The organism is Enterobacter sp. 118C5 (assembly GCF_034107645.1).
Taxonomy (GTDB): Bacteria; Pseudomonadota; Gammaproteobacteria; order Enterobacterales; family Enterobacteriaceae; genus Enterobacter; species Enterobacter nematophilus.
Window position 1 is genome coordinate 156,998 of sequence record NZ_JAWNEU010000003.1, and the last position, 13,375, is coordinate 170,372.

At 56.0% G+C, this 13,375-nt stretch carries 9 protein-coding genes; 5 read left to right on the top strand and 4 right to left on the bottom strand.

What is annotated here, in order from left to right:
- Nucleotides 1–220 precede the first annotated feature (220 nt).
- From sucA to sucD, 4 genes are all read left to right on the top strand, one after another.
- Nucleotides 221–3,028 (top strand): 2-oxoglutarate dehydrogenase E1 component, encoded by a 2,808-nt coding sequence (sucA, locus tag UTO39_RS08390; protein WP_061098851.1) that lies wholly within the window; start codon nucleotides 221–223, stop codon nucleotides 3,026–3,028.
- Between the two features lie 14 nt (nucleotides 3,029–3,042).
- Nucleotides 3,043–4,263: a 2-oxoglutarate dehydrogenase complex dihydrolipoyllysine-residue succinyltransferase gene (gene odhB / locus UTO39_RS08395; RefSeq protein WP_320726941.1), complete on the top strand. Its 1,221-nt coding sequence runs from the start codon at nucleotides 3,043–3,045 to the stop codon at nucleotides 4,261–4,263.
- Nucleotides 4,264–4,357: 94 nt separating this feature from the next.
- The gene (gene sucC, locus UTO39_RS08400; RefSeq protein ID WP_059355295.1) at nucleotides 4,358–5,524 is read left to right on the top strand and encodes an ADP-forming succinate--CoA ligase subunit beta; all 1,167 of its coding nucleotides are present in this window, start codon (nucleotides 4,358–4,360) and stop codon (nucleotides 5,522–5,524) included.
- Complete coding sequence (gene sucD, locus UTO39_RS08405) at nucleotides 5,524–6,393, top strand: succinate--CoA ligase subunit alpha (RefSeq protein ID WP_008501094.1); 870 nt, start codon at nucleotides 5,524–5,526, stop codon at nucleotides 6,391–6,393. Before sucC ends, sucD begins: the two co-directional genes overlap by 1 nt.
- 85 nt (nucleotides 6,394–6,478) lie before the next feature.
- Here sucD and UTO39_RS08410 read toward each other — a convergent pair whose 3' ends face one another.
- The 4 genes from UTO39_RS08410 to UTO39_RS08425 form a co-directional block, all read right to left on the bottom strand.
- Nucleotides 6,479–7,252, bottom strand: a complete 774-nt coding sequence (locus UTO39_RS08410) for a hypothetical protein (RefSeq protein WP_320726942.1) — start codon at nucleotides 7,250–7,252, stop codon at nucleotides 6,479–6,481.
- Between the two features lie 13 nt (nucleotides 7,253–7,265).
- Nucleotides 7,266–8,189 carry a transporter gene (locus UTO39_RS08415; protein WP_320726943.1) on the bottom strand — a complete coding sequence of 308 codons (924 nt, stop codon included), beginning with the start codon at nucleotides 8,187–8,189 and terminating at the stop codon, nucleotides 7,266–7,268.
- Nucleotides 8,190–8,252: 63 nt separating this feature from the next.
- Nucleotides 8,253–10,208: an alkyl sulfatase dimerization domain-containing protein gene (locus UTO39_RS08420; protein WP_320726944.1), complete on the bottom strand. Its 1,956-nt coding sequence runs from the start codon at nucleotides 10,206–10,208 to the stop codon at nucleotides 8,253–8,255.
- Between the two features lie 329 nt (nucleotides 10,209–10,537).
- A complete protein-coding gene (locus tag UTO39_RS08425) occupies nucleotides 10,538–11,254 on the bottom strand; it encodes a GntR family transcriptional regulator (RefSeq protein WP_061098847.1) in 717 nt (238 codons plus the stop codon).
- 181 nt (nucleotides 11,255–11,435) lie between these two features.
- On the opposite strand from UTO39_RS08425, the gene mngA reads away from it, so the two are divergent.
- A complete protein-coding gene (gene mngA / locus UTO39_RS08430) occupies nucleotides 11,436–13,352 on the top strand; it encodes a PTS 2-O-a-mannosyl-D-glycerate transporter subunit IIABC (protein ID WP_320727073.1) in 1,917 nt (638 codons plus the stop codon).
- The last annotated feature ends 23 nt before the right edge of the window (nucleotides 13,353–13,375 follow it).

Sequence of the window (13,375 nt, forward strand, 5' to 3'; positions counted from 1 at the left end):
AAGGGAGAGGGAACAGATTGCAGGAAATCTTTAAAAACTGCCGACGACCTTCCCCCTCTCCCCGTGGGAGAGGGTCGGGGTGAGGGGAAACCCTTAAGACAGTTTCTAAAGGTTCCTTCGCGGGCCACAAAGAGCTCGCAGGTGAACCCCGGCACGTACACGCGGTGTGCGTGGTAGTTTCTACGGCGAAAGTAAGCATAAAAATGCTTAAGGGATCACGATGCAGAACGGCGCAATGAAAGCCTGGCTGGACTCTTCTTACCTCTCTGGTGCCAACCAGAGCTGGATAGAACAGCTCTATGAAGACTTCTTAACCGATCCTGACTCAGTGGACGCAAACTGGCGTTCCATGTTCCAGCAGTTGCCTGGTACAGGGGTCAAACCGGATCAATTCCATTCCAAAACACGTGATTATTTCCGTCGTCTGGCGAAGGATGCCTCACGTTACTCTTCTGCGATTTCCGACCCTGACACCAATGCGAAGCAGGTTAAAGTCCTGCAGCTTATCAACGCTTATCGCTTCCGCGGTCACCAGCATGCGAATCTCGATCCGCTGGGACTGTGGCAGCAGGAACGTGTGGCCGATCTCGATCCGGCGTATCACGATCTGACCGAGGCCGATTTCCAGGAAAGCTTTAACGTAGGTTCTTTTGCCATCGGCAAAGACACGATGAAGCTGGGCGACCTGATCGACGCGCTCAAGCAAACCTACTGCGGCTCCATCGGCGCGGAATATATGCACATTACCTCTACCGAAGAGAAACGCTGGATCCAGCAGCGCATCGAATCCGTAGCGGGCCACGCGACCTTCTCGGCTGACGAGAAAAAACGCTTCCTTAACGAACTGACCGCAGCGGAAGGGCTTGAGCGCTATCTGGGCGCGAAGTTCCCGGGCGCAAAACGCTTCTCGCTGGAAGGCGGCGACGCGCTGGTGCCGATGCTGAAAGAGCTGATTCGCCATGCAGGCAAGAGCGGCACCCGTGAAGTGGTGCTCGGCATGGCGCACCGTGGTCGTCTGAACGTGCTGGTCAACGTGCTGGGTAAAAAACCGCAGGACCTGTTCGACGAATTCGCGGGCAAACATAAAGAACACCTCGGCACCGGCGACGTGAAGTACCACATGGGCTTCTCGTCGGATATCGAAACCGAAGGCGGTCTGGTTCACCTGGCGCTGGCGTTTAACCCGTCGCACCTGGAAATCGTCAGCCCGGTGGTTATCGGCTCCGTGCGCGCGCGTCTGGATCGTCTGGACGAGCCGAGCAGCAACAAAGTGCTGCCAATCACCATCCACGGCGATGCGGCGGTCACAGGGCAGGGCGTGGTTCAGGAAACCCTGAACATGTCGAAAGCGCGTGGTTACGAAGTGGGCGGTACCGTTCGCATCGTGATCAACAACCAGGTGGGCTTCACCACCTCTAACCCGCTGGACGCGCGTTCTACGCCATACTGCACCGACATCGGTAAGATGGTGCAGGCGCCGATCTTCCACGTTAACGCGGATGACCCTGAAGCCGTTGCGTTCGTTACCCGTCTGGCGCTGGACTTCCGTAACACCTTCAAACGCGATGTGTTCATTGACCTCTTCTGCTATCGCCGTCACGGCCACAACGAAGCGGATGAGCCAAGTGCAACCCAGCCGCTGATGTACCAGAAGATCAAAAAACACCCGACGCCGCGCAAAATCTATGCTGACAAGCTGGAAAGCGACAAAGTGGCGACGCTGGAAGATGCGACCGAAATGGTCAACCTCTACCGCGACGCGCTGGACGCGGGTGAATGCGTGGTGAAAGAGCTGCGCCCGATGAACATGCACTCCTTTACCTGGTCGCCGTACCTCAACCACGAGTGGGATGAGAGCTACCCGAACAAGGTTGAGATGAAGCGCCTGCAGGAGCTGGCTAAGCGCATCAGCACCGTGCCGGACGCCATCGAAATGCAGTCACGCGTGGCGAAAATCTACGCTGACCGTCAGTCCATGGCGGCAGGCGAGAAGCTGTTCGACTGGGGCGGCGCGGAAACGCTGGCTTACGCAACGCTGGTTGACGAAGGTATTCCTGTTCGTCTGTCCGGTGAAGATGCGGGCCGCGGCACCTTCTTCCACCGTCACGCGGTGGTTCACAACCAGTCTAACGGTTCAACCTACACCCCGCTGCAGCACGTGCATAACGGTCAGGGCCAGTTCAAGGTCTGGGACTCCGTGCTGTCTGAAGAAGCGGTTCTGGCATTCGAATACGGCTACGCCACCGCCGAACCGCGCACCCTGACCATCTGGGAAGCGCAGTTCGGTGACTTCGCCAACGGTGCGCAGGTGGTTATCGACCAGTTCATCTCCTCCGGCGAGCAGAAGTGGGGCCGCATGTGTGGCCTGGTGATGCTCCTGCCGCACGGTTATGAAGGCCAGGGTCCGGAGCACTCCTCCGCGCGTCTGGAACGTTATCTGCAGCTCTGCGCCGAGCAGAACATGCAGGTCTGCGTGCCGTCCACCCCGGCTCAGGTCTACCACATGCTGCGTCGTCAGGCGCTGCGCGGTATGCGCCGTCCGCTGGTGGTGATGTCGCCGAAATCCCTGCTGCGTCATCCGCTGGCGGTCTCCAGCCTGGAAGAGCTGGCGAACGGCACCTTCCTGCCGGCCATCGGTGAAATTGACGAGCTGGATCCGCAGGCCGTGAAGCGTGTGGTGATGTGTTCTGGTAAGGTTTATTACGACCTGCTGGAACAGCGCCGTAAGAACGATCAGAAAGATGTCGCCATCGTGCGTATCGAACAGCTTTATCCGTTCCCGCATCAGGCGATGCAGGAAGTGCTGAAACAGTACGCTCACGTACATGATTTTGTCTGGTGCCAGGAAGAGCCGCTCAACCAGGGCGCATGGTACTGCAGCCAGCATCATTTCCGTGAAGTGATTCCATTTGGGTCAGCCCTGCGCTATGCAGGTCGCCCGGCCTCCGCCTCTCCGGCGGTAGGGTATATGTCCGTTCACCAGAAGCAGCAACAAGATCTGGTCAATGACGCGCTGAACGTCGATTAATTAAAGGATACAAAATGAGTAGCGTAGATATTCTTGTTCCCGACCTGCCTGAATCCGTAGCAGATGCGACCGTCGCTACCTGGCACAAAAAACCAGGCGATGCCGTTAAGCGCGATGAAGTGCTGGTAGAAATCGAAACTGACAAAGTGGTACTGGAAGTACCGGCTTCGGCGGATGGCGTTCTGGACGCGGTGCTGGAAGATGAAGGCACCACCGTTACCTCTCGTCAGATCCTGGGTCGCCTGCGTGAAGGCAACAGCGCGGGCAAAGAGTCCAGCGCCAAGTCTGAAGAGAAAGCCTCTACGCCGGCTCAGCGCCAGCAGGCTTCTCTGGAAGAACAGTCTAACGACGCCCTCAGCCCGGCGATCCGTCGCCTGCTGGCTGAACACAGCCTTGACCCGGAAGCCATCAAAGGCACCGGTGTGGGCGGTCGTCTGACGCGCGAAGACATCGACAAACACCTGGCGAAAGCGCCAGCTCAGGCAGAAGCGAAAGCCCCTGCGGCGGCACCGGCAGCTCAGCCTGCTCTGGGTGCTCGCAGCGAAAAACGCGTACCGATGACGCGCCTGCGTAAGCGCGTGGCCGAGCGTCTGCTGGAAGCGAAAAACTCTACCGCGATGCTGACCACCTTCAACGAAGTCAACATGAAGCCAATCATGGACCTGCGTAAGCAGTACGGTGACGCGTTTGAAAAACGTCACGGTATCCGTCTTGGCTTTATGTCCTTCTACGTGAAGGCGGTGGTTGAAGCGCTGAAACGCTACCCGGAAGTGAACGCGTCCATCGATGGCGATGACGTGGTTTACCACAACTACTTCGACGTCAGCATGGCGGTTTCTACCCCACGCGGCCTGGTGACCCCGGTACTGCGTGATGTGGATACCCTGGGTATGGCTGACATCGAGAAAAACATTAAAGAGCTGGCTGTTAAAGGCCGCGACGGCAAGCTGACCGTAGACGACCTGACCGGCGGTAACTTCACCATTACCAACGGCGGCGTATTCGGCTCGCTGATGTCTACCCCGATCATTAACCCGCCGCAGAGCGCGATCCTGGGTATGCACGCCATTAAAGATCGCCCGATGGCGGTAGACGGTAAAGTAGAGATCCTGCCGATGATGTACCTGGCGCTCTCTTACGATCACCGCCTGATCGACGGCCGCGAGTCCGTGGGCTTCCTGGTTGCTATTAAAGAGCTGCTGGAAGATCCAACGCGCCTGCTGCTGGACGTCTAGTCACTTTTAGCATCACCTGCCCCGTAGGCCGGCACACGCTGCGCCGGTCTACAGGTTTGAAGATAACGATTACCCTGAAGGATGGATAGAACACATGAACTTACATGAATATCAGGCCAAACAGCTGTTTGCCCGGTATGGCTTACCGGCTCCGGTGGGTTATGCCTGTACTACCCCGCGTGAAGCAGAAGAAGCCGCATCTAAAATCGGTTCCGGCCCGTGGGTAGTTAAATGTCAGGTTCACGCTGGTGGCCGTGGTAAAGCGGGCGGTGTGAAGGTTGTTAAGAGCAAAGAAGAAATTCGTGCGTTTGCTGAACATTGGCTCGGCAAGCGTCTGGTGACCTACCAGACAGATGCGAACGGCCAGCCGGTTAACCAGATCCTGGTGGAAGCGGCGACCGACATCGCGAAAGAACTGTACCTGGGCGCGGTTGTTGACCGTAGCTCCCGTCGCGTGGTGTTCATGGCGTCTACCGAAGGCGGCGTGGAAATCGAAAAAGTGGCGGAAGAGACCCCGCACCTGATCCACAAAGTGGCAATCGATCCGCTGGCGGGCCCAATGCCTTACCAGGGTCGCGAGCTGGCGTTCAAACTGGGCCTGGAAGGTAAGCTGGTTCAGCAGTTCACCAAGATCTTCATGGGTCTGGCGACTATCTTCCTGGAGCGCGATCTGGCGCTGATCGAGATCAACCCGCTGGTGATCACTACCCAGGGCGATCTGATCTGCCTCGACGGCAAGCTGGGCGCTGACGGCAACGCGCTGTTCCGCCAGTCGGATCTGCGCGAAATGCGCGACCAGTCTCAGGAAGACCCGCGTGAAGCGCAGGCTGCTCAGTGGGAGCTGAACTACGTCGCGCTGGACGGCAACATCGGCTGCATGGTTAACGGTGCGGGCCTGGCAATGGGCACCATGGACATCGTTAAGCTGCACGGCGGTGAGCCGGCAAACTTCCTCGACGTTGGCGGTGGCGCCACCAAAGAGCGCGTAACCGAAGCGTTCAAAATCATTCTCTCTGACGATAACGTTAAAGCGGTACTGGTTAACATCTTCGGCGGCATCGTCCGTTGCGACCTGATTGCTGACGGCATCATCGGTGCGGTAGAAGAAGTGGGTGTTAACGTTCCGGTGGTTGTGCGTCTGGAAGGTAACAACGCTGAACTCGGCGCGAAAAAACTGGCTGACAGCGGCCTGAATATTATTGCAGCGAAAAGTCTGACGGATGCAGCTCAGCAGGTTGTTGCCGCAGTGGAGGGGAAATAATGTCAGTTTTAATTAATAAAGATACCAAGGTTATCTGCCAGGGCTTCACCGGTAGCCAGGGGACTTTCCACTCCGAACAGGCGATTGCCTACGGCACGCAGATGGTTGGCGGCGTAACGCCAGGTAAAGGCGGCACCACGCACCTCGGCCTGCCGGTGTTCAACACCGTGCGTGAAGCGGTAGAAGCGACGGGCGCAACCGCGACCGTTATCTACGTTCCGGCACCGTTCTGCAAAGACTCCATTCTGGAAGCGATCGACGCAGGCATCAAACTGATCATCACCATCACCGAAGGCATCCCGACCCTGGATATGCTGACCGTGAAGGTGAAGCTGGACGAAGCGGGCGTGCGCATGATCGGCCCGAACTGCCCAGGCGTTATCACCCCGGGCGAATGCAAAATCGGCATCATGCCGGGCCACATTCACAAGCCGGGCAAAGTGGGCATCGTGTCCCGTTCCGGTACGCTGACCTATGAAGCGGTTAAGCAGACCACCGATTACGGTTTCGGCCAGTCCACCTGCGTGGGCATCGGCGGTGACCCGATCCCGGGCTCTAACTTCATCGACATCCTGAAGCTGTTCCAGGAAGATCCGCAGACCGAAGCGATCGTGATGATCGGTGAGATCGGCGGTAGCGCGGAAGAAGAGGCGGCTGCTTATATCAAAGAGCACGTAACCAAGCCTGTTGTCGGTTACATCGCGGGTGTGACCGCGCCGAAAGGCAAGCGTATGGGTCACGCAGGCGCGATCATCGCCGGCGGCAAAGGTACGGCTGATGAAAAATTCGCAGCGCTGGAAGCCGCGGGCGTGAAAACCGTTCGCAGCCTGGCGGATATCGGCGAAGCACTGAAATCCATCATTAAGTAAGTCCTCTCTGCTCCCCGAATGGGGAGCGATGAAGTATAAAAATGTCCGTTTCGACATGGTTGGCCGCTGTAAAGCGGCCTTTTTTTTACATTATGATACTGACACCTGCGAACAGGGTGAACTCCGGTAAATAGTCCCCTTTATGCGCCACGGTCCATTGCGGCTCTATAAAAGCGCTCATTACTTTATCGCCCATCGCCCAGGCGCGTCCGCCGCCAAAACCGAGTGGGATGTAATAATTGTCGCTTTTCATATTCCAGGTCCAGATGCCGGAGGTGCGTAAATACCAGCCTTTTGGCAACTTATAGACCACGATGGGCTGAAACGTACCCGTTTCTACATCATCGCGTTCGCCATCCCCCGCAAAACTTTTTTGCCACTGCACCAGCGTGCCCGCCATCCATCTGGGGCTGGATTTGATGGCGACAGCGGATAGTCCCGCCTGCCATTTGCCGCTTCCCAGTTCGTCTTCCGAGGCGGAAGAGGCCGTGATTAGCGGGCCGACGCCGATTTTAATGCCGTCCTGTTTAAGCAGAAAAATATCGAACAGATTGATATTACCTAACCCGGTGCTGTAGCCGCTGCCGGGCTGGGGGCGGGTAGCCAACGGGGCGGTCATGCGCAGAATCTGCGGCACGGGCACCCAGTCGTTAGCGGCAATCGGCACGGTTGCGCGCAGCAGGGTGTCGTTGGTGTGCTGATCGCTACCGTAAAGCTCCGGGGTGTAATAGTCCTGAAGCGCGATGGAAGTGGAAAGATGTAACGGATTGGTGGCTTTTTCTACTGCATCCGTCTCCTCCGCCAGGCTCAGCGCTGGCAACGCGCCCAGTAGCGCGATAAACAATGTCATACAGCGCATTGGCGTCGTCTCCTTACCAGAAATACTGGAGCCTGAAGGTCCACGTTGTGATGTCAGGTGAGGCATCCCGGTGTTTGGCTGTATCGGTGTAAGCAACCATTCCGCCGAGGTGGGGGCTCAGCATAAAGCCGACGGAGCCGCCCAGCAGCACGTTTTCCTGCTCATCGTCCTGTAGCTGGCCATCGACGCGCGTTTCACCTCCTTTTGCCCAGCTTCCGTCTAATGACAGCCACAGCGCGGGGGAGAGGGTGTAGCTCCAGTGGCCTTCCAGCGCATAGAGCGGGCGCTGCTCAAGGCGGCTGTTTTGCTGATAGTCTTTATTGTCGGTGTAAAAACTTACCCAGCTGTTAAGCTCCAGCCAGGTTGGGCCAAGGGGTAAACCAAACGCCAGCTCGGGTTTAAACGACCAGCGGTTCGCGCCGATATTGATCGTATTGCTGCTGTCATAGTCGCCGGTCGGTAACGTTAGCCACATGGCGGCGCTGAGAAACATTTCAGGCTGCCAGCGGCGAAACTCCTCTTCGCTTAGCGCGGGGGCTCCAAACAGGTTATGGGCAAAAATAACCTGCGTATCGCCGAGATTTTCATGGCTCAACGATCCGGTGAAATAACGGGCGTTATCGAGTGAGGCCGTCACGCTGGCGTAAGGTTGAATGATTTGTATCGCCGATATTCGCCCGTCAATATCAAAAGAGCGGGCATAGCGCAGCAGGTAGAGATCGGCATCGACGCTCGCGCCGTCCACGGGGAGGGCGCTGTCAATGGATGTGTTGGTATGAATATTACTGTAGTAACCGAAAATGACGTTTTTATCTTTTGGCATGTTTTGCCAGTCGCGGGCATTATCGGCGCGCACGTAGACCGGCAATAAGACGAGCAGCATTCCCACTATCAAAACAATAATGGCGACCAAAAGGTTACGCTCAGAGCTTCGCATAAAGCCCTCCTGTTATTTTTAGGCGCACGGCTCCCGCCCGCTAAAGCCGGGAGCCGTCAGAGTTTAAGGGGTGACGATATTGAACATCTGCGGGAAGACATCCAGTAGCCCGAGTAATTCGTCCAGCTTCTGCGGGTTACCCTTCAGAGATACCGTGCCGTCGCCGAGGATTTTATCCACGGGAACGGTGTGGCTGATTAGCCGCGCCACGTCGACGACATTGGCTTTGAGGCTGAATGCCGCATCGGTAAACGGCAGCCCTTTGTGATAGATAATTACGCTGTTATTGAGCTCCACGCCGTAGGTGTCGCCCTCTGGCAGCGTCCAGTTGAAACGAAGGGTTTTGCCGTTCGCTTTCGGGCCGTTTAACGTCACGCCCATATAATCAAGCAGGGTGTCAGGTTCGATACTGGCGGTTAAATCGCTATCCAGCGTACTGGCGACCGGCAGGACAGGAACGCCATCACGAAGCTCCTTCGCTCCGCTGAGGTATTCGTTGCGCCAGATGGCGTTTTCGCTTTGATAGCCCAGCTGCGTAAAGATTTCCGCCTGCAGATCTTTCGCCTGCTTGTTGTCAGGATTGGCGAAAATAAGATGATTGAGCAGCTGCGCCGCCCAGCGATAGTTCCCGCTGTCCGCCGCCTGTTTTGCCTGCTGATAAACCTTCTTCTCGCCCCCCATCAGGCGAACATATCTCGGGGCAGCCTCTTTCTCTGGTAGCGGGTGCAGGTTGGCAGGGTTGCTGTCATACCAGCCCATGTAATACATATACATCGCTTTGGCGTTATGGCTGAGCGAGCCGTAGTAGCCCCGGTTGAACCAGCGTTTGCCGATGCTGTCCGGCAGGGTGAGTTTTTCAGCCACTTCGTCCATGCTGTAGCCTTTGTTGATGAGGTTCAGCGACTGGTCGTTGATGTATTTGTACATGTCGCGCTGGGCGGCGATGTAATCTTTTACCCGCGCATTATCCCAGACGGGCCACAGATGCTGGCTCAGCGCGATCTCTGCCTTATCGCCATATTTCACCAGCGCTTTATCCAGCGCCTTCCACCAGTTAACGGCGCTGCGGACTTTTGCACCGCGCAGGGTGTACAGGTTGTGCATCGTGGCGTTGAAGAGTTCGGAGCCATCAAACACTTTGAACTGCGGGAACCACATCATCATTTCCGATGGTGCCTCGGTGCCCGGCGCGAGAATAAAGTTCACCTCAACACCATCAATCATTACGCGCTGCTCTGGCTGGCTGATGATATTGGTGGGGGCGATGAGCGTGTTTTTGCTGGTGGCGATAGTTTTACCGATCCCGTTGTCCACGTGGCCCACAGCGCTCGGTTTGACCATCATCGCGTACATATAAAGCGCGCGGCGACTCATCGCGTTACCGGCCAGGAAGTTTTCGCTGGCGGCTTCTTCCATAAACCCTTCCGGCGCATATATTTTGACTTTGCCGCTCTTAACATCCGTTTCGGACGCTACGCCTTTGACGCCGCCGAAATGGTCGAGATGGCTATGGGAATAAATCACCGCGACAACCGGCTTTTTGGGCCGATGCTGATAATAAAGCTCCAGCCCGGCACGTGCTGACTCGGGAATAACCAGTGGGTCGATGATAATTAATCCGCTATCCCCTTCTATGATGGTCATGTTTGAAACATCGATACCGCGTATTTGATATACGCGATCGGTAACCTTAAAGAGACCGTTAATATTATTCAGCTGTGCGTGGCGCCAGAGGGAAGGGTTAACGGTATCGGGCGCTTCCCCTTTTAAAAATGACCAGTTCTCAAGGTTAACAACGGTTTTTCCATTGTCGTTTTTTATGATCAAAGGATTTATGGTGGCGATAAATCCCCGTTTTGCATCTTCGATATCGCGCTTGTCATCGAAGTTGAGCTTCTGATACATCGCCGCGTTATATTCACGGGTGTAGGCAGAGGCGGAGGGGGCGACGCCGGTTGCGCAGGCCTGCGCAGATGCCGCCAGGGTGAGCATGAGGAAAGCAATTTTCTTGAGTTTCATAGCCTGAATCCCTTTGTGTAAAAGACCACGCCGAGAATGAGGCATAACGAAACCGGAAAAGAGAAATTATATCCGCGAGTAGTATGAACTGTGCGGAAAGAAAACGAAAGTTTGGCAATTCATCTCTTGAGTGAATGAATGACGCAGAGCCAGCGTTGATAAGGGGTAAAAGCGCAGGGTTTGTTAAAATGAAAATAATAAGCGTGAGCGCGCTCACTTTATATTATTTATGTCGTAAATAGTAAACTTGTCAGGGCTTACAAAAAGGTACAGACAGAAATATTTCAATCCATCAATTATTATGCCCTGCTGTAATACAGGGCGTAAAATTAGCGATGGCGACGCGCAATTAACGTGAAGCGGTAATCATCGCTTTTAAAACGATTGCGGCTGTATTCAAAAACTCTGCCGTCTTTGAGAAAGCCGCGCGAAATCTTTTCCAGGATCGGTCTGGTGGGATCAATACCCAGCGCGGCGATCGCTTCCTCATCCGGCATGACCGGGACGATCTCCTGCTCGCTGCGATCGATAACCATTTTTTTGATCTGCTCAATGTAGTGGTATTTGGAGTTTTCCATCACTTCCCAGGTCAGGTCAGGAAAGAGCGCGAGCGGCATCCATGTCTCTTCCAGCGTCACCGGTTTTTGCTTAATAAAGCGTACGCGTTTGACGTGCCACACTTTCTCGCCCGCTGTCAGCAGCAGCGTCTGCGCCAGCGATTCATCCGCTTTGACAACCTCAAAAATCTGCACGTCGCTGTGGGTTTCAACGTTCCGGTCCGCGAGTTTTTCGTAAAAACTGGTGAGTTGATAAATATCGTAATTGACCCGCTCCTCTTTCACATACGATCCGCTGCCCTGAATGCTCTCAATGATGTTCTGTTCGGTGAGCAGCTTAAGCGCCTGACGTACCGTGACGCGGCTGACTGCGTAGGCTTCCTGCAGGGCAGACTCTGTGGGTAACGCATCGCCAGCTTTAAGTTCGCCGCGCTGAACTTGCTCGCGCAACGCGTCTGCAATCTGTCGATACATCGGTTTGCTGGTCATGTTATTCCGTTTTTGTATTGTTTTCGTAATACTATTCTCGCTAATTATGCACCGTCATTGAACTTTGTAAATAATACAAATCAAATACAAATATTGCACCGTAAGTGAAAGTGATCACATAAATGTATGGTTTGTTCTGGCACACTCGGCGCATACATTTTTTCTTATGGTGAGAATGATGATTAACCTGACGGCGTTAACGCATCCTGATGCGCTGTGCCTCAACGCACATTTCAGTAGCCGTGACGAAGCTATTCACGCGCTGGCCGAGCGGCTGGTCTCGCTTGGCAAAATTACCGACTCGCAGGCTTTCATTGATGAAGTCTTTGCTCGCGAAAGCCTGGGGCCAACGGCGCTGGGTGAGGGGCTGGCCGTGCCGCACGGTAAAAGCTCCGCGGTGAAAGAAGCGGCCTTTGCGGTGGCAACATTGCGCGAGCCGCTGCTGTGGGAAGGCGTGGAGGGTCCGGAGCCGGTGGACCTGATTTTTCTTCTGGCAATCCCTCCTGCGGAAGCAGGCAGTACGCATATGCAGCTGTTGACGGCGTTGACCACCCGGCTGGCGGATGATGATTTACGGGCACGCGTGCAGGCGGCGTCCACCCCTCAGGCGCTGCTTGAGGCACTGGATACGAAAGAGGATGCGCAAGTAAGTGCGTTCTCGCAGGATGCCCCGACCGTCGTCTGCGTCACCGCCTGTCCGGCCGGGATCGCCCATACCTATATGGCAGCGGAGTATCTTGAAAAAGCGGGACGCAAGCTTGGCGTCAACGTGGTGGTCGAAAAGCAGGGGGCGAACGGCATTGAGGGGCGCATTACCGCGCAGCAGCTGCGGGAGGCTAAAGCGTGCATTTTTGCCGCAGAAGTGGCGATCAAAGAGAGCGAGCGTTTTCAGGGGATCCCCGCTATCTCCGTGCCCGTCGCAGAGCCCCTGCGCCATGCTGAAGCGCTTATTGAGCGCGCGCTGGCGCTGCAGCCTGCATCCGATACGCGTCCTGCGCATGTCGATACCGAAACGAAAAAGAGCGTTAAAACTGAACTCAAGCAGGCGCTTCTCAGCGGTATCTCTTTTGCGGTGCCGCTGATCGTCGCTGGCGGTACGGTGCTTGCCGTGTCGGTACTGCTGGCGCAAATTCTGGGCCTGCAGCACCTGTTTGACCAGGAAAACTCGTGGCTGTGGATGTACCGCAAGCTTGGCGGCGGCATGCTCGGCATTCTGATGGTGCCTGTTCTGGCGGCCTATACCGCTTATTCGCTGGCGGATAAACCCGCGCTGACGCCGGGCTTTGCGGCCGGTCTTGCTGCGAATATGATCGGCTCCGGTTTTCTGGGCGCTATCGTCGGGGGGCTGATCGCGGGCTACCTGATGCGCTGGGTGAAAAATCACATCCGCCTGAGTAGCCGCTTCAACGGTTTTTTGACCTTTTATCTCTATCCGGTCATCGGCGTGCTGGGCGCGGGCAGCCTGATGCTGTTTGTGATCGGCGAACCGGTGGCCTGGCTCAATAACGCGCTCACCGCCTGGCTTAACGGTCTGTCCGGCGCGAATGCGCTGCTCCTCGGGGCGATACTCGGGTTTATGTGCTCATTCGACCTCGGCGGGCCGGTTAATAAAGCCTCTTACGCGTTCTGCCTGGGGGCGATGGCGAACGGGGTATACGGGCCCTATGCGATCTTTGCCTCCGTCAAAATGGTGTCGGCCTTTACCGTGACGGCGTCAACGATGCTGGCGCCGAAGCTGTTCAAACCATTTGAAATTGAAACCGGTAAATCGACGTGGCTGCTCGGCCTGGCGGGCATTACCGAAGGGGCGATTCCGATGGCGATTGAAGATCCGCTTCGCGTCATTGGCTCATTTGTGCTCGGCTCGATGGTAACAGGCGCGGTTGTCGGCGCGATGGGGATCGGGTTATCCACGCCGGGGGCCGGTATTTTCTCTCTCTTTTTACTTCACGATGCAGGGCTGGGCGGTGTGGTTGCGGCGGCGGGCTGGTTTGGCGCGGCGCTGGCGGGGACCGCTATCTCCACGTTTGTTCTGCTGCTCTGGCGACGTCAGGCGGTAAAAAAGGGCAAGTACGTCACTGAAGACGCCATACCGTAAAAACTCACAAAACAGGAAACGAA

What these genes read in the sequence shown, in the direction of transcription:
- odhB (WP_320726941.1), top strand. Translation starts at nt 3,043, where the DNA reads ATGAGTAGCGTAGATATTCTTGTTCCCGACCTGCCTGAATCCGTAGCA.
- sucD (WP_008501094.1), top strand. Translation starts at nt 5,524, where the DNA reads ATGTCAGTTTTAATTAATAAAGATACCAAGGTTATCTGCCAGGGCTTC.
- UTO39_RS08425 (WP_061098847.1), bottom strand. Translation starts at nt 11,254, where the DNA reads ATGACCAGCAAACCGATGTATCGACAGATTGCAGACGCGTTGCGCGAG.
- UTO39_RS08410 (WP_320726942.1), bottom strand. Translation starts at nt 7,252, where the DNA reads ATGCGCTGTATGACATTGTTTATCGCGCTACTGGGCGCGTTGCCAGCG.
- sucA (WP_061098851.1), top strand. Translation starts at nt 221, where the DNA reads ATGCAGAACGGCGCAATGAAAGCCTGGCTGGACTCTTCTTACCTCTCT.
- sucC (WP_059355295.1), top strand. Translation starts at nt 4,358, where the DNA reads ATGAACTTACATGAATATCAGGCCAAACAGCTGTTTGCCCGGTATGGC.
- UTO39_RS08415 (WP_320726943.1), bottom strand. Translation starts at nt 8,189, where the DNA reads ATGCGAAGCTCTGAGCGTAACCTTTTGGTCGCCATTATTGTTTTGATA.
- UTO39_RS08420 (WP_320726944.1), bottom strand. Translation starts at nt 10,208, where the DNA reads ATGAAACTCAAGAAAATTGCTTTCCTCATGCTCACCCTGGCGGCATCT.